This window comes from uncultured Varibaculum sp., assembly GCF_902489465.1.
In the GTDB taxonomy this organism is placed as follows: Bacteria; Actinomycetota; Actinomycetes; order Actinomycetales; family Actinomycetaceae; genus Varibaculum.
Genome location: NZ_CABTZZ010000004.1, coordinates 1 through 14864 on the forward strand (window position 1 = coordinate 1; position 14864 = coordinate 14864).

The following is a 14864-nucleotide window of genomic DNA, read 5'->3' on the forward strand; positions in this document are numbered from 1 at the left end:
TTTAATTTATATATAGAAAGATAGGGGTTGGGGGGGGGGGGGGGGGGGGGGGGGGGGGGACCGCCCGCCCCCCCCCCTCCCGCCCGCCCCCTATTATTCGTACTCACAGTTTTTCCCGCCGTCCATTGACGGCAGGAAATCTACCTGGTTGGCACGGCGTCTAGTTTTCTTGCTCGTATTTGGCCATTAAATCGATACGTCGCTGGTGCCGCTGCTCCCCCGTGAAAGGCTCCGCAATAAACGCATCGATTATTGCTAAGGCCTCTGGTATCTCATGCATGCGCGCACCTACCGCCACGATTTGGGCATTATTGTGCATCCGGGCAAGTTTGGCAGTCTCCAAGCTCCAAGCCAAGGCTGCTCGAATCCCTTTAACGCAGTTAGCGGCCATCTGTTCACCGTTACCGGAGCCCCCTAAAACTACCCCTAAAGATCCTTTATCTGCCAGGACTGCTTCGGCACAAGGAATACAGGTATTGGGATAGTCGTCCTCAGCATCGTATTTCTTAGATCCGTGATCAATTACGTCTAAGCCTTTTTCCTGAAGGTGACTGACTAGAGCTTCTTTTAATTCAAATGCGGCGTGATCGCATGCAACATGTATTTTCATGCCTTAAGCGTATCAGGGTAGGTAAGCTGAGCGGGCAGTAATTGTAGCTTTGGCAAGCGCGGGATAATCAGTCATGATCGCGTCTACACCCAGGTCTGCTAGCTGTAACATCTCAGTTTCCTGATTAATTGTCCAAGGTTCTACTTTAATTCCTTGGCTATGACACCAGGAGACAAAAACGCGGTCTACCACGGTGATGCCTTTCCATTTGAGGGGCACCTGAGCGAAAGCACCGGTGGAATCAAAGTGCCGCTTACTGGCGCTGTGGGAAGCGACAAGCGCCTGCACAACTTCAACTGGAGATAAACAGGTTTGCACCCCCGGGTGACGTTTTCGTAGCTTCGTCAGAGTGCGGGAGGAAAAAGAAGAAAACACTATTCGCTCCCAGGCATCTGTATCGCTAACTGCCCGTAAAGCTCCCTCCAGGGCTCCCGGCTCTTTGATATCAACGTTATAGGTTAAGGTAGGGAAATCTTCAAGGGCGGCTTTTAGCGAAATCGGGCGCTGTCCTGCCGGTCCGCGAAGCGCAAAGAATTCTTGGGAAGTAAGCTCTCCGACTGTACGGGAATCACCCCAAGGACTTGTTAACTGGGTATCGTGTTGCAACACCACAGTGCCATCTTTAAGAGCACGTACATCGGTTTCGTAGCGACTTACCTTTTGAGAAAGTGCGTAGCCGATGGATTCGCGAGTGTTCTCTAGGGTTTCTCCGCCTCCCCCTCTATGGGCAATAATTTGGGGCGTTATTCGCATTTTTGTCCCAGGTAGCGGAAATGATGGGATTCAAGCCAGGGAACTGGATCAACATAGTTGCTTTCATTGCCGGGCATGATCTCAAAATGCAGGTGATTGCCGGTAGAGTTCCCGGTAGAGCCCACTGCCCCCAACTGATCTCCAGCCTTAACCTCTTGTCCCACTGTCACCGCAAAAGAGCCCGGAAGCATGTGTTTGTATTGGGAGTAAACAGTTTCCCCCTCGATAATATGTTTAACCCGCACTGTATTGCCTCCCCCACCCATGGAGCCGACAAAATCTACTTCCCCATCGGTTAGGGAATGGATCGGCGTACCCGCGGGAGCTGCAAAATCCGTTCCCGAATGTAGTTTCAATATGCCAGATATCGGGTGTATACGCTCCCCGAAGGGAGAAGATTGGTGAAAGACTCCCCGCTGCAAGGGAAATAGAATCGCGCCCTCATTAGACATAGTTTGAGCAGCCCGGTTACCCGATCCCACATTTGAGAATTGACATTGCGGATCCGCACTTAAGATCCGAGCCCGAGTTCCGGCTGCCGGTACTGGAACCAGCCCTTCTTCGGAATCTACCGCTTCCAGAGAGTGGACACTGCCCGCCCAGCTTTCGCCGTCAGTGTGCACAGATAAGACTTGAGCCATCATAGAGCCAGGTTTATTAGCCTGCACGAATCCGGTTAACGGCGCAATGATAGTAACTGCTGCTAAAGCTAGAATCACGAGGGTACGGGGAACCGCAGCGTAGCGCCGAAAACGTCGTATTCTCCTCCGTTCGGCGCCTCGAGAGCGCCGCCGGGTAACCGACTCGGCCATCTGCTGTTCCTCCGGAAAATAACTAACTCTGAAATAATAACGAATTTATAACGATTTATCCAGAGCAACTCCTTTCAGCTGTAACATTGAGGAAAGATGATCGCAGTCGCGACCTGTCGCATTACCAGCGTGCCTAACATTACCCTCTGGAAGTAGAGCTATTCTTGCAATAAGTCCCCTCGCGTACCGCTTAGGCCTATCCCTCTAGTCATCTTTAAACTACTGGGCACTTTCAGATTCGTTAGGAAGCGCCCCGGTAGTTAGCACTACTCCAGCATCTGAGCTATTCTCGCTGGGGTTCCAGGCGATCCAATTCAGCTTAGTGGTATCGGTTGCCAGAGAAACTATGTCAGGCACTTCCTCTAGGGTTTTCACGCTTTTCCCGGTCAAATCCATCGTCAATATTTCAACGGTAGTCTGCACATAAAACTGATTATTCAGGTAATTGGCAAGTCCGAAATGGCTACCATCGCTGTGTAACAGCCGCTCCCATTGAGCACTATCTAATACCTGGCTAACCTTCCCATCGCCAGTCGCCACCAGCTGGCAGCTCCACTCTCGTAACCTAGGGAGTGGGAGTCTCGGAGGCGGTAGCTTGGGTGCTGTGAATAGAAGCAGCGGCAGTAGGTTTCGGCTTTGGTCTAGCGCTGAGCGCATAGGCAACCCCGGATATTAGCGCAATAGCCACTACTAATCCGGCATTTGCGGCCCCACCCGGAACAGAGTTAGTTTTCGCTTCGCTGCATAGTGTCGCGGACTTCTCCCACTAATTCTTCCAAAATGTCTTCTAAGAAAATAGCCCCAATGGTTTGCCCGTTTTCATTGACTTTAGCCAGGTGAACCCCGGTTTTTTGCATAACTCTTAATGCGTCCTCTACTTCTTCATCAGGGGAAACCTCCGGGAGAACCCGAACTCGCCAAGATTCCAGAGGCGCCTGACGAGCAGCGCTAGAATCAGCGAAAATAACATCTTTAAGATGCAAATACCCTTGCAAGTCACCAGATTCATCACTAATCGGGAAACGAGAAAACCCGGTTTTTGCCACTTCAGCTTCAAAATCGGCAGCAGTTAGCGGCCAATCCAAAGTAACCAGTTGCGCGCGCGGAACCATCGCTGAACGTACATCCTCTTTAGAAAACTCCAGGGTTCCCGACAATAATCCCAAATCATCGTGCAGGGTTCCGGCGGCGGTGGATTTTGCGACAATCGCCGCCACTTCTTCAATGGTGAACGACTGAGAAACTTCCGAACGAGGAGTTATCCCCAGTATTTTCACTAACCAGTTAGCGCTCTCATCGAGGGCACGCACAATAGGACGTACTGCCCGGGCAATCCGTACCAAATGTGGAGAAATGACCAGACAGACCCGCACCGATGTGGCTACCGTGAGATTCTTGGGAATCATTTCTCCCAGAACAATATGTAAAAATACCACGATTATCAGTGCTAACACGAAGGCGATGGGGTGGGTAAGAGAGGGCGATACTCCGAAGAAATCTAGCGGACGCGCGATTAAATGCGCTAATGCTGGCTCGGCTACGGCACCTAACCCGGTAGAAGCTAAGGTAATCCCCAATTGGCTTACGGCTAAAACCAGGGAAACATGCTCTACCGCCCATAGCGCAGCTTTCGTCCCCCGTTTACCTTGCGCGGCCAAAGGCTCAATTTGTGAGCGCCGGGTGGAGGTGACGGCAAACTCTCCGGCCACGAAAAACGCGTTTGCAGCCAGTAACGCCACCGCGATTATCAGTGCCAACCAATCAGACATTTCCTTCGCCCCCTTTACGGGGATCCTGCCCGGTAAGTTTCGTGGTAGGTCGAGTTCCCGAAGCGGAATTGGAGCTATTGATCAGCACTTTCTCAATCCGACGCCCCTCCATTTTTGCCACCGTCAAGATATGACCACGCACCTTATAGCTCTCCCCCACCTGGGGAATCTTACCGGCAACGACCAAGATCAAACCGGCAATAGTTTCATAAGGACCATCATCTGGCAGCAACACCTCAATCCGGTCAGCTATTTCATCGGGACGTAACGTGCCATCTACCAACCACTTATTATCACCCTCGAGGCGGATACCGCGCCGGCGTAAGTCGTGTTCGTCAGCCACTTCTCCCACGATTTCTTCCACTACATCCTCTAAAGTAACGATTCCGCAAGTACCCCCATATTCGTCCACCACAATCGCCATTTGCAGATCAGCTTCCCGCAATTGCACTAACAGCGGTGCTAGCCTGACGGTTTCGGGAACACGTAGTGCCTTTACCAGGAGAGACTGGGCAGTAATTGGCACGTTTTTTCTTTTAACAAAAGGCACCGCCACCGTGCGCCGTAGATGCACCAAACCGAGAACATCATCGGCGTCCTCGCCTATAACTGGGAATCGAGAGTGCCCGGTGCGCCGTGATAGCTCCACCACGTCCTCGGCGCTTTGCCAAGCCTCTAAAGACTCCATCCGTCTCCGGTCAGTCATCACGTCGCGAGCACACAACCTACCTAGGCCTACGGAGCGGGTAAAAATCGTGGCAGTGGATAAATCTAAGGTACCGGCTTCGGCGCTGTGGCGAACCATCGCCGTTAGTTCCGAAGCTGAACGCGCGGAGGATAACTGTTCTAAAGGTTCTACCCCCAAAGCGCGAACCACTTGGTTAGACAGCCCGTTAAGAAGCATAATTATCGGCTTAAATAGGACGGTAAAACCGCGTTGGAGGGGAGTTACCACCCGTGCAACTTCGAAAGATTTAGCTAACGCCAGGTTCTTGGGGAACAGCTCCCCGAACACCATAGAAAAGGCGTTGACCAATATCAGAGCTACCGCCACCGCAATGGCCGTGGCCAGAGAGGCCGCCAGTTTTATGTCCTGTAATAACTGCGTAAACAAAGAGGTAAGCGCCGTCTGCGTGGTATACCCCAATAGGATGGTAGTAAGAGTGATTCCCACTTGCGCCCCTGAAAGTTGGGTAGACAAATGCTGCAAAGCTTTTAGAACTCCGGCGGCTCCCTTTTCTTTACGTTTCACCCTCTCCTCGACTTGGGTGGGGTCGAGAGCCAGCATGGAGAATTCGGCCGCCACAAACAGGGCGGTACCGACAGTCAGTAAGACCCCCAAAAGCACCATTAACAGGTAATAAACGCTATCAGGCAACTACACCACCATCATCAGACCCGGGGAGGACATATCAAAAACACCTCTTCAAGTAGGCAATTCGTAAGCTATTTTAATAGCAATGCACCAACATTAGTAAAGTCTACATAAACTCTCTCAATATCGAGAGAAATGCTAGGACTTTCGAACTAAATAGGCTTAGTATCTTATTGGACACTCCGTCACCATCCAGAAAAGGAAGCGCCATGCCCAATTCGGAAGATCAAATGGATCATTCGGTAAGCCCGATCAACCAGGAGATCATCGATGATCTTTATGACAAATATTGCGCCGACCCCCTGTCGGTTCCCGAAGACTGGAGAGAATACTTCTCCGCTTTGGAAGCACGCAATGAGCAGATAAAAGAGCCAGAACCCCAAGAACAGCAGCCTCACAAGGTGAAGGGAACCGGCTCAGCGGTAAGTGCCCGGGACGTAACTCGTTCCGATTTGCCTCCCGCTCCCCCGGTGGCCGCCTCAGAACCGACCTCTCCCTACGTCGCCCGGAAAACCGCTCTGGATCTAGGACCGGCAGGTGACAGTGACGAGGAAGATACGGTAGAGCGCCTCCGCGGGGTAGCTAAAGCGGTAGTTAAGAATATGGATGAATCGCTCCAGATTCCCACCGCTACTTCTGCCCGCGAGATTCCCGCCAAACTGTTAATCGAAAATCGCAAAGTAATAAATACCCATTTGGCGGCCACTACCGGCGGTAAGGTATCTTTCACCCACCTAATCGGATACGCGATTATTGAAGCGCTAGTCGAAATGCCATCCATGAACGTCCGCTTTGAAAAGGACGAGGATGGCCATGGTTGCATCCGCAAGTTTACGCATGTCGGTTTCGGACTAGCGATCGATCTTCCCAAGGAAGATGGTTCCCGCTCGCTAATGGTTCCAGTAGTTCACAAGGCCGATACTTTAAATTTCCGGCAATTCATTGACGCGTACGAGGATCTAGTTAAAAGGGCGCGTGCCGGTTCCCTAAAACCTGCGGATTTTGCGGGAGGAACCGTTACCTTAACCAACCCCGGAACCTTGGGTACCAAACAATCAGTTCCCCGGTTAATGACTGGTCAAGGAGCCATCATTGGAGTGGGCGCTACCTCGTTCCCTGCAGAATGGGCCGGAGCCTCGCCTTCGCAACTGGCCAACGCCGGCATCGGTCAAATCATGACCATGACTTCCACCTACGATCACCGCGTGATTCAAGGTGCCGGCTCCGGAGAGTTCCTGCGGATTATTGAACAGAAACTTACCGGCCATGACGGCTTCTTTGAGCGCGTGTTCTCCACTTTAGGGGTAGCTCATGCGCCTTATCAGTGGGAACGAGATTTCAACTACGATCAGGTAACAGAAAAAGGTAAACCTGCCCGGATAGCGGAATTGATCCATGCTTACCGCTCCCGCGGACACCTCGCCGCCAATACCGATCCGCTGCAGCAAATCCTGCGCCGCCACCCGGATCTGTCTATCGGATCTTATGGACTTAGCGTTTGGGATTTGGATCGTGTCTTCCCTACTGGTGGTTTCGCTGGCCGCGACACTATGAACTTGCGGGATCTGTTAGAGCAACTACGCGCCACCTACACGCAGGCTATCGGGATCGAATATATGCATATTCAAGACCCGGTTCAGCGCCGCTGGGTACAAAGCCGCATTGAAAAACCCTCGAAGAAGCTTTCGAAAGATGAGCAGATGCATGTGCTCAGTATGCTCAATCATGCCGAAGCTTTCGAGACATTCCTGCAAACCAAATACGTGGGGCAAAAACGCTTCTCGCTAGAAGGCGCAGAATCCCTGATTCCGCTGCTAGACAAGATGCTATCTAGTGCTTCACGGACTGGTGTAAAAGAAATCACTATCGGGATGGCTCACCGTGGCCGGTTGAATGTGCTGTCTAATGTGGCCGGTAAATCTTATGGCCAGATTTTCTCCGAATTTGAAGGCTATCTGGATCCGAACTCGACCCAGGGGTCTGGGGATGTGAAGTACCACCTGGGAACCGAGGGGATTTATTCTGCTGGCGAGGGCGAAGGCGTGCTGGTGTCCCTGACCGCGAATCCCTCCCACCTGGAGGCGGCCAATGGGGTTACCGAAGGCATCACTCGCGCTAAACAAGATCGTTTAGGGGGCGGAAAAGATGCAGAAAGCCAGGTAATGCCGATTCTTATCCACGGTGATGCCGCCTTTATCGGCGAGGGCGTAGTCCAAGAAACCCTAAACATGTCCCAGTTGCGCGGTTACCGTACTGGCGGCACCGTGCACATTATTGTAAATAACCAGATTGGATTTACTACCGGGCCGACTTCGGGGCGTTCTACCCGTTACTGCACCGATTTAGCTAAAGGTTTGCAGGTTCCGATCTTCCACGTTAATGGGGATTTCCCACAGGACGTGGTGAAGGCAGCCCAACTAGCCTTCGACTTTAGGCAAGAGTTCCATAAAGACGTAATCATCGATATGGTCTGTTACCGTCGGCGCGGACACAACGAGGGCGATGACCCCTCCATGACCCAACCGGTGCTTTATTCCTTAATCGATAGCCTGCCCACCACGCGTGAGGTTTATACCCGCAACTTGATTGGGCGCGGAGATTTAAGCGAAGAAAAAGCCCAAGAGGCTTTGCAGGAATACCACGATGATCTGAACAAGATTTTCCAAGAAACTCGGGAAAAGAAAGAATTCGACGCCGAAGGGCATGATGACACTACCAACCCTGGCGGGGATACCCGCTGGGTGATGCCGACCTCGCAACAGCCCGGTCAAGGGATGATGATCGGCTGGACTTCGGCAATCACTCGCGAAGAGGTTGAGCGGATCGGCCAATCCCAGGTACGGGTGCCGGAGAACTTCACCCCCCACCCCAAGATTATGAAGGTATTGCAAAAGCGGGAAGTCATGTCGCGCGAAGGCAAGATCGACTGGGGAATGGGCGAAATGTTGGCCTATGGTTCGCTAGTAATGGAAGGCACCAATGTTCGTCTCGGCGGGCAAGATTCACGTCGCGGTACTTTCTCCCATCGTCACGCGGTAATTCACGACTATGAAAATGGGCGTGAATGGACACCGTTGAATTTCTTAACTGAGGAGCAAGCAACTTTCCAGGCATTCAACTCTCCACTATCCGAATACGCACCGCTAGCTTTCGAGTACGGCTATTCAGTGGAATCTCCGGAAACCTTGGTGCTGTGGGAAGCTCAGTTTGGGGACTTTGCTAACTGTGGTCAGGCAGTTACCGACGAGTTCGTTTCTTCCTCTTTCCAAAAGTGGAATGAACGTTCGGGAGTAGTAATGCTATTGCCGCATGGTTATGAGGGTCAAGGCCCGGATCATTCTTCGGCACGCATTGAGCGTTACCTGCAACTGTGCGCCCAAGAAAATATGTGGGTATGTCAGCCCTCAAATCCGGCGAATAACTTCCATATGCTACGCGCGCAAGCCTATAAGCGCCCGCGTAAGCCCTTGATTGCCTTCGAGCCGAAACAATTGCTGCGTTTAGCAGCGGCAGCTTCCCCGGTAGAAGATTTCATTTCCGGGGAGTTCAAACCGGTTATTGGCGAAGTAGACGAGCAGGTAAGTCAGCCTTCCCGCGTACTGCTGTGTAGCGGGCGCGTCTACTATGACTTGGTGAAAGAGCGGGCAAAGCGCGAACGTTTCGATACCGCGATCGTTCGCCTAGAGCAGCTGTATCCGCTCCCGGTAGCCGAGCTGCAGGAAGTTCTAAACACCTGGGGAGATTTGCCGCTCACCTGGGTACAGGATGAACCAGAAAACCAAGGCTCCTGGCCTTTTATGTCCTTACACCTTCCCGGAGCTATCGGCAAGAGTCTGCGAGTAGCTTCCCGACCGGAAGCGGCCTCTCCGGCAGCCGGTAATTCCAAGTTACACAAAGCGGAGAACGCCGAGCTAATGGAGAAGGCTTTCGCCTAGTTCGCTGCTAAAAGTTTTGGGGGGTGGTGACTTTTCGTCACCACCCCCCAAAACTTTTACCGCGATGATTTAGCGGTAGCTAAAGCTCTTAGCAGTTGGGCCGTTTGCCGTGATTGGCGGCACTGGTACGGCGGCTTTTGCGTTTACGTCCACGTTTAGACATCTTTTACACCTTCCCAATTAATAAACAACGTCCCTAGTTTTACATATAATCCCAAGTTTTCGAAAACTGACGATGCTTGCGAAAAAAATATTGAAACAAATCCCCAGAAAATCCAACAACTCCAAGGTTAATCTTCTAGGTAGCGTTGTTCTTCATAGGCAATCTGCATCCCATCCGTTTGCATATATACCGCCAGACTCTCCACAATCCGAGTCCGTAAGGTCGAAGGAGCCACGGTTCCGTGACACAGGCAGCGCCGTAAAGACAAAGAGATGCCGGCCGCTTCGTCCTCTAGGATTCTCCGGCAACAAGGACATTCAGCAATATGGCGTGCCTCATCCTCACTAAGTTCCCGGGACTCCTCCGTGGCATGTCTAAAGAGATCACGCCCACATGGCTGCTCGTTCATTACTTCACCCCGATTCCGTACTCGCGGGCATATTCTGATAGTTCCTCTCTAAGTTGGCTGCGCCCTCGATGAAGCCTAGACATTACAGTACCTAGGGGGATTCCCAGAATCTGCGATATTTCCTTATAGCTGAACTGTTCCACATCCGCCAGGTAGACTACCGCCCGATGCTCATCCGAAAGTTTTTCAAAGGCCGCTTGGATAGTTTCATTCGGTAGGCGCTCCAAAGCGGTAGTCTCGGCAGAGGGCATTCCCTCTCCATGATGCAGTGATTGCGCTACCTGTGCTTGATCAGTTATTTCTCCAGATCCGTGCTCTTGGGGACGCCGGGATTTTAAACGGTACTGATTTATAAAAGTATTAGTCATAATCCGGTACATCCAGGCTTTTAGATTGGTGCCTGGTTGGTACTGGTTAAACTTACGAAAAGCCTGCATATAGGTATCTTGAACCAGGTCTTCCGCATCTGCAGGTTTTCGAGTAAGTCGCAGCGCTCCGGCATAAAGCTGATCTAACAACGGTAGGGCTTCTTTGCTGAAACGGTCCGAAAGGAGCACATTATTATCACCGGCAGCTAAGGGATGCGACACAGATCTATTCCCGTCCTCGCCGGCAGGTTTATTCCCGCGGTCAAGCGCTACCGTTTTAGGTAACGCCGCCGTGCCTGCCCGCTCTGACTCTAGGATTTCAGTTTCCATTAACTCCATTCTAGCTTGGTTTCAGCAACATTAGTTTGGGTAATTAAGCTCCCAGAAGCTAGAAATAGCCAGCAGCTTAGGTAAGAATAGAAGCATGGCTAAAAGGTATGCACTTTCTCGCGCGCTCATAGCAGCGCCTTTGATGATTGAGGGGATCGACGCGATTCGTAACAGTGATAAGCATGCACGCTTAGCCCAACATCACCTAGAGGTAATGGAAAAGAACGGTTTGCCTCCTCTAACCAAAAACGATGTGAAAACTATTGCGAAAGTTTGCGGCGCGGCCGTTGCTGTTTTGGCTTTGCGGATGGCAACCACTCGTCGTTCTCCCCTAGCAACTAGTGCCTTGGTGCTAGCCAACGGAGCCGCTACGATTGTCAATGGCTGGCAGCCGGGCAAAGTTGATGCCTTACGAATTGCGCAAGGTTTAGCGCTCCATGCCGGTCTAACCTCTGAAGTGTTTCCCACTAGACAGGACTAAGTTTTGAGTGTCTGGAATGCGCCCGTTAAAAGTGCCCCGCTAAATGCGGTAATCTCCCTTCCGCCCTCTAAATCTTTAACTGCCCGCGCCTTAGTGTTAGCGTTGCTAGCGGAAGAACCAACTTTAATAACCAATCCGCTACACTGCCGGGATACCGACTTGATGATTGCCGGTATCCAAGAGTTTGGTGCCCAGGTAGAAAAGCAAGCGGGAGGACTCCTAATTACTCCCCCGGCACAGTTATCTCCCCAAACCGGGGTTATCGAGTGCGGTCTGGCCGGAACGGTAATGCGGTTCCTGACACCGGTAGCGCTGCTTAGTGGCCAGCCGGTACGTTTTCAAGGCGATGATGCTGCCAGCGCCCGCCCTATGAAGGGCTTGCTAGATGCCTTAACTAAGCTGGGCGCCAAATTTAGCGATATGCCCAAGCCGGGGCATTTACCTTTCACTATTAGCGGTCAGCTTATTGCCAGTGAGCAACTGCAGCAGCTGCAAATTGATGCTTCTGCTTCTTCCCAGTATGTTTCTGCCCTGCTGCTAATCTCACCAGCACTCCCCTTTGAGCTTCAAATTGAGGTCGACTCGGTTTTACCTTCTATCCGTCACGTGGAAATGACAGTAGCGGAAGTAAATGCCTGTGGCGGGCAGATTGAAAACCTGGGTGGAGAAAGCGGAGATTGGAATACTCGCCAGATTCGTCATCTCTGGCGCTGTCGGCCTACGCGCTTACAGGGCGGCGAGCGCCATATCGAACCCGATTTAACTAATGCCGGACCGTTCCTAGCTGCCGCCATGATTTGTGGCGGGCAAGTTAGTATTCCCCATTGGCCCGCTAAAACTTTTCAACCTGGGGATGTTTGGCGGCAACTGCTAACTCCTATGGGAGCGCGAATTTACCGCGCGCCCGAAGGCAACCTGGTTTGTCAAGGCAGTGGGGTAATCGGTGGCACCCAATGTGATTTAGAAGCGGTAGGAGAATTAACTCCTACTTTGGCGAGCTTGTGTACCTTAGCGGTGGAGCCTTCAAAACTTACCGGGATCGGGCATTTGCGCGGACACGAAACTGACCGCTTAAACGCCCTCGAAACGGAAATTAAACGCTTGGGGGGTAAAGCCAAAGCCAGTGAAACTACCCTCCGGATTTCTCCGGCACCTTTACATGGTGATTTAGTACAAACCTATGGTGATCACCGAATGGCCATGTTTGCTGCTCTGATCGGCCTTAAGGTTCCTGGGGTACAAATTGAAGATATTGAGTGCGTAAGCAAAACTTTCCCAGATTTTGTTGAGACTTGGGAAGCCATGTTGGCCGGTGCTGATGGCGCGGCGTGATATTGGTACCGACGATCCCAGGGTTAGAGTTCGTCCTGCCCGCTCGAAACCGCGTCGCTCAAAAAAGCAAGTGGATTATTCTGCTAGTCCCACCGCTTTTGTGTTCGCAGTAGATCGCGGTCGTATCCACGTGCAAATGGGAGACACCAAATTGGTGGGGGTAAAAGCCCGCGCACTAGGTAGGCACGGTATCGTAGTCGGGGATCAGGTACGGGTCACCGGAGATTTAAGTGGAAAAAGTGGCTCTCTGGCGCGGATCGTGGAGGTTTTACCGCGAAAAACAGAACTAACCCGCTCCGCAGAAGATAGTCCCGGGGCGAAAGAAAAACCCATGGTAGCCAACGCTAACCAAATGGCGATCTGTACCGCCTGCGCTGATCCTTTGCCCCGTCCGGGAATGATTGATCGGCTATTAGTTGCCGCTTACTGCGCCGGAATCAAACCGTTACTGCTGGTTACTAAATCTGATCTGACCTCCCCAGAGCCACTGTTAGAACTTTTCCGTCCCTTGCAGGTTCCTAGCGTGGTAACCAGTATAGAAAGCGGCGAAGGAATCGATGAGGTATCCGAGCTGCTGGCTGGGCGGGTCAGCGTACTGGTAGGCCACTCGGGTGTAGGTAAATCTTCGCTGATGAATGAGCTGATCCCCCAGGCTGAACGCTCCACCGGACACGTTAACCAGGTGACCGGACGCGGTCGCCACACCTCTACTTCGGTAATGGCGCTCCCCTTCCACAATGGCTGGTTGATTGATACTCCCGGGATTCGCTCTTTCGGTTTAGCGCATATTAGCGAGGACGATCTGTTGGCCGCTTTCCCGGATCTGGCAGAGGTAGCCACCGGCTGTCCGAAACTGTGTACTCATTGGCAGTCTTCACCGGGGTGCCAGTTGAGCGCGCTGGAAAAAACCGATCCCGCGCAAGCACGGCGGGTAGCATCCTTCCGCCGCCTACTTGCCTCCCAACATAGCCAAAATTCGCTGATGTAACTGGGAGTTAGTCGCCAAGGCGTTGCGACCAACGCACCCTTTTTTGCCTTCCAGTGAGGTAAAACACCCGCCAGCTTCCTCAACGATAGGCACTAAAGCTGCCATATCGTAGATTTCTAGCTCCGGTTCTGCCGCGGCGTCAACTACGCCTTCGGCCACTAACATATAGGAATAAAAATCTCCATAGGCACGGGTGCGCCACACTTTTCGAGTCAGCTCCAAGAAGGCGTGCAATTTGCCGCGTTCTTCCCATCCGGAAAGGGAGGAATAACTAAAAGAAGCATCTTTTAAATCCGTTATTTTCGATACTCGATTAGTCTGTGGTTCCCCACGGTTAAAGGAACGCCACGAGCCTACGCCGCGACCTGCCCACCAGCGGCGAGCCAGAGCCGGGGCGCTAACTACCGATGCCACCATTTCGCCGGCAAGTTCCAAACCAATCAGCGTTGCCCAGACTGGCACTCCTCGCACAAAATTTTTGGTGCCATCTATGGGATCGATAATCCAGCGAGCCTGGTTAGCTGCGGCAAGGTTGCCCCCGTATTCTTCCCCGTAAATCAAGTCATCAGGGCGGGCTGCCGCTAAGGCCTGGCGAATCATTTGCTCGGCACCGCGATCAATATCAGACACGGGGGTCAGATCAGCTTTTTCATACACTTGATAGTCGCGCTGGGTAAAATGCGCTAACGTATACCGGTCTACCTGGTCTACGATTTCTAGTAGTAGCCCTACGTCCTCACCAATGTTCCTCATTTTATGATTCTTTCTTTCCGAGTGCGGATAGTACTTCTGCTTGTAAGGCGGCACTTACTTGTCCCGGGGCGCTGGGATTTGCGCCCGGAAGCGCCGCGAAAGTGGCACAGTTGCCAAACACTCCACCAACTAGGCGGCTAGTGGTACCGATCTCCCCCATACCCGCGACTAGAAATAGCCGCTGGCCAGCAGTGTCCCGATAATAGTTTTCCATGGCGGTAAAAACCTCTAACAGATGCCGGGCGCTGGTGATCGTGAGCGCCAGTTTTGCTACCTGAGCCCCGCGTTCGTGGGCGGTAGCTAACCAGTTATAGATCCTTTCGTTATCCATTTTTTCGGCTTCCGCCACCGCAAAATAATGCCGAGAAAGCACGCTCACTACCCCCCGGTCATGGGTATAGCTTAAAGCCTCTCTTGCCAAAGGAAAATCGTCCTCGATATCGAGGGCGTTAGCTCCCGCTTTCACCAGCATTTTCATAGTTTCAAACTGGTGGGTGGGTACCATTCGTGCGCCTCCCCCCTGTGCCACGCTACGGCAAGTCGCTAGCCACGGGAGTTTGATAATCGGAGCCACGGCCTCCACAATTTCCCGCAAGTAGCCAGGATTGCGGTAGTCCCGGAGCAGATCCAATCGCCACTCGACCAGATCGGCTGCCTGGGGAATTCGAGAAATCTGCCCCCGCAGTTCGGGTTGATTTGTACCGGTCAGCGGGACAATTAGTGCCGGTCGACCCGGAGAAAACAGCGAGTCTGATTCCATCGGTTTGCCTCCTGGAAGTCTTACTA

Annotated in this window: 16 protein-coding genes; 4 read left to right on the top strand and 12 right to left on the bottom strand. The window is 52.3% G+C overall.

Annotated elements, in window-relative coordinates:
* Nucleotides 1–160: 160 nt before the first annotated feature.
* From RDM26_RS01200 to RDM26_RS01230, 7 genes are all read right to left on the bottom strand, one after another.
* The gene (locus RDM26_RS01200; RefSeq protein WP_307737245.1) at nucleotides 161–610 is read right to left on the bottom strand and encodes a ribose-5-phosphate isomerase; all 450 of its coding nucleotides are present in this window, start codon (nucleotides 608–610) and stop codon (nucleotides 161–163) included.
* A gap of 12 nt (nucleotides 611–622) precedes the next feature.
* Nucleotides 623–1363 (bottom strand): glycerophosphodiester phosphodiesterase family protein, encoded by a 741-nt coding sequence (locus RDM26_RS01205; protein ID WP_307737246.1) that lies wholly within the window; start codon nucleotides 1361–1363, stop codon nucleotides 623–625.
* Complete coding sequence (locus RDM26_RS01210; RefSeq protein WP_307737247.1) at nucleotides 1354–2175, bottom strand: peptidoglycan DD-metalloendopeptidase family protein; 822 nt, start codon at nucleotides 2173–2175, stop codon at nucleotides 1354–1356. Before RDM26_RS01210 ends, RDM26_RS01205 begins: the two co-directional genes overlap by 10 nt.
* 219 nt (nucleotides 2176–2394) lie before the next feature.
* Nucleotides 2395–2715: a hypothetical protein gene (locus RDM26_RS01215; RefSeq protein ID WP_307737248.1), complete on the bottom strand. Its 321-nt coding sequence runs from the start codon at nucleotides 2713–2715 to the stop codon at nucleotides 2395–2397.
* A gap of 25 nt (nucleotides 2716–2740) precedes the next feature.
* Entirely contained in the window at nucleotides 2741–2863 is a 123-nt protein-coding gene (locus RDM26_RS01220; protein WP_307737249.1) for a hypothetical protein, read from the bottom strand.
* Nucleotides 2864–2900: 37 nt separating this feature from the next.
* Nucleotides 2901–3944: a CNNM domain-containing protein gene (locus RDM26_RS01225; RefSeq protein ID WP_307737250.1), complete on the bottom strand. Its 1044-nt coding sequence runs from the start codon at nucleotides 3942–3944 to the stop codon at nucleotides 2901–2903.
* Nucleotides 3937–5295: a CNNM domain-containing protein gene (locus RDM26_RS01230; protein ID WP_307737311.1), complete on the bottom strand. Its 1359-nt coding sequence runs from the start codon at nucleotides 5293–5295 to the stop codon at nucleotides 3937–3939. The genes RDM26_RS01225 and RDM26_RS01230 overlap by 8 nt, the downstream gene beginning before the upstream one ends.
* A gap of 233 nt (nucleotides 5296–5528) precedes the next feature.
* Between RDM26_RS01230 and RDM26_RS01235 the strand changes: the two genes are divergently transcribed.
* On the top strand, nucleotides 5529–9254 hold the full coding sequence (locus tag RDM26_RS01235; protein WP_307737251.1) for a multifunctional oxoglutarate decarboxylase/oxoglutarate dehydrogenase thiamine pyrophosphate-binding subunit/dihydrolipoyllysine-residue succinyltransferase subunit: 3726 nt from the start codon (nucleotides 5529–5531) through the stop codon (nucleotides 9252–9254).
* Between the two features lie 88 nt (nucleotides 9255–9342).
* Here the strand turns inward: RDM26_RS01235 and RDM26_RS08400 are convergent, their stop codons facing one another.
* The 3 genes from RDM26_RS08400 to RDM26_RS01245 all read right to left on the bottom strand — a co-directional run bounded on the left by RDM26_RS08400 (nucleotide 9343) and on the right by RDM26_RS01245 (nucleotide 10524).
* Nucleotides 9343–9417 carry a 50S ribosomal protein bL37 gene (locus RDM26_RS08400; RefSeq protein ID WP_373277209.1) on the bottom strand — a complete coding sequence of 25 codons (75 nt, stop codon included), beginning with the start codon at nucleotides 9415–9417 and terminating at the stop codon, nucleotides 9343–9345.
* A gap of 127 nt (nucleotides 9418–9544) precedes the next feature.
* Entirely contained in the window at nucleotides 9545–9826 is a 282-nt protein-coding gene (locus RDM26_RS01240; RefSeq protein ID WP_307737252.1) for a hypothetical protein, read from the bottom strand.
* Entirely contained in the window at nucleotides 9826–10524 is a 699-nt protein-coding gene (locus tag RDM26_RS01245) for a sigma-70 family RNA polymerase sigma factor (RefSeq protein ID WP_307737253.1), read from the bottom strand. Before RDM26_RS01245 ends, RDM26_RS01240 begins: the two co-directional genes overlap by 1 nt.
* A gap of 94 nt (nucleotides 10525–10618) precedes the next feature.
* Here RDM26_RS01245 and RDM26_RS01250 point away from each other — a divergent pair, with 94 nt between their 5' ends.
* The 3 genes from RDM26_RS01250 to rsgA are packed head-to-tail and all read left to right on the top strand — an operon-like array spanning nucleotide 10619 to nucleotide 13325.
* Nucleotides 10619–11005 carry a hypothetical protein gene (locus RDM26_RS01250; protein ID WP_307737254.1) on the top strand — a complete coding sequence of 129 codons (387 nt, stop codon included), beginning with the start codon at nucleotides 10619–10621 and terminating at the stop codon, nucleotides 11003–11005.
* Between the two features lie 3 nt (nucleotides 11006–11008).
* The gene (aroA, locus tag RDM26_RS01255) at nucleotides 11009–12337 is read left to right on the top strand and encodes a 3-phosphoshikimate 1-carboxyvinyltransferase (RefSeq protein WP_307737255.1); all 1329 of its coding nucleotides are present in this window, start codon (nucleotides 11009–11011) and stop codon (nucleotides 12335–12337) included.
* On the top strand, nucleotides 12324–13325 hold the full coding sequence (gene rsgA, locus RDM26_RS01260; protein ID WP_307737256.1) for a ribosome small subunit-dependent GTPase A: 1002 nt from the start codon (nucleotides 12324–12326) through the stop codon (nucleotides 13323–13325). Before aroA ends, rsgA begins: the two co-directional genes overlap by 14 nt.
* On the opposite strand, the gene RDM26_RS01265 is transcribed toward rsgA, so the two are convergent.
* On the bottom strand, nucleotides 13287–14078 hold the full coding sequence (locus tag RDM26_RS01265; protein WP_307737257.1) for an inositol monophosphatase family protein: 792 nt from the start codon (nucleotides 14076–14078) through the stop codon (nucleotides 13287–13289). The two genes, rsgA and RDM26_RS01265, sit on opposite strands and share 39 nt — an antisense overlap.
* 1 nt (nucleotide 14079) lies before the next feature.
* Complete coding sequence (locus tag RDM26_RS01270) at nucleotides 14080–14838, bottom strand: type I 3-dehydroquinate dehydratase (protein ID WP_307737258.1); 759 nt, start codon at nucleotides 14836–14838, stop codon at nucleotides 14080–14082.
* Nucleotides 14839–14864 lie beyond the last annotated feature (26 nt).

Excerpts from the sequence above, each read along its gene's own strand:
- RDM26_RS01250 (WP_307737254.1), top strand. The coding sequence starts at position 10,619 with ATGGCTAAAAGGTATGCACTTTCTCGCGCGCTCATAGCAGCGCCTTTG.
- RDM26_RS01230 (WP_307737311.1), bottom strand. The coding sequence starts at position 5,295 with ATGGTGCTTTTGGGGGTCTTACTGACTGTCGGTACCGCCCTGTTTGTG.
- RDM26_RS01200 (WP_307737245.1), bottom strand. The coding sequence starts at position 610 with ATGAAAATACATGTTGCATGCGATCACGCCGCATTTGAATTAAAAGAA.
- RDM26_RS01270 (WP_307737258.1), bottom strand. The coding sequence starts at position 14,838 with ATGGAATCAGACTCGCTGTTTTCTCCGGGTCGACCGGCACTAATTGTC.
- RDM26_RS01235 (WP_307737251.1), top strand. The coding sequence starts at position 5,529 with ATGCCCAATTCGGAAGATCAAATGGATCATTCGGTAAGCCCGATCAAC.
- rsgA (WP_307737256.1), top strand. The coding sequence starts at position 12,324 with ATGGCGCGGCGTGATATTGGTACCGACGATCCCAGGGTTAGAGTTCGT.
- RDM26_RS01205 (WP_307737246.1), bottom strand. The coding sequence starts at position 1,363 with ATGCGAATAACGCCCCAAATTATTGCCCATAGAGGGGGAGGCGGAGAA.
- RDM26_RS01225 (WP_307737250.1), bottom strand. The coding sequence starts at position 3,944 with ATGTCTGATTGGTTGGCACTGATAATCGCGGTGGCGTTACTGGCTGCA.
- RDM26_RS01265 (WP_307737257.1), bottom strand. The coding sequence starts at position 14,078 with ATGAGGAACATTGGTGAGGACGTAGGGCTACTACTAGAAATCGTAGAC.
- RDM26_RS01240 (WP_307737252.1), bottom strand. The coding sequence starts at position 9,826 with ATGAACGAGCAGCCATGTGGGCGTGATCTCTTTAGACATGCCACGGAG.
- RDM26_RS01245 (WP_307737253.1), bottom strand. The coding sequence starts at position 10,524 with ATGGAAACTGAAATCCTAGAGTCAGAGCGGGCAGGCACGGCGGCGTTA.
- RDM26_RS01210 (WP_307737247.1), bottom strand. The coding sequence starts at position 2,175 with ATGGCCGAGTCGGTTACCCGGCGGCGCTCTCGAGGCGCCGAACGGAGG.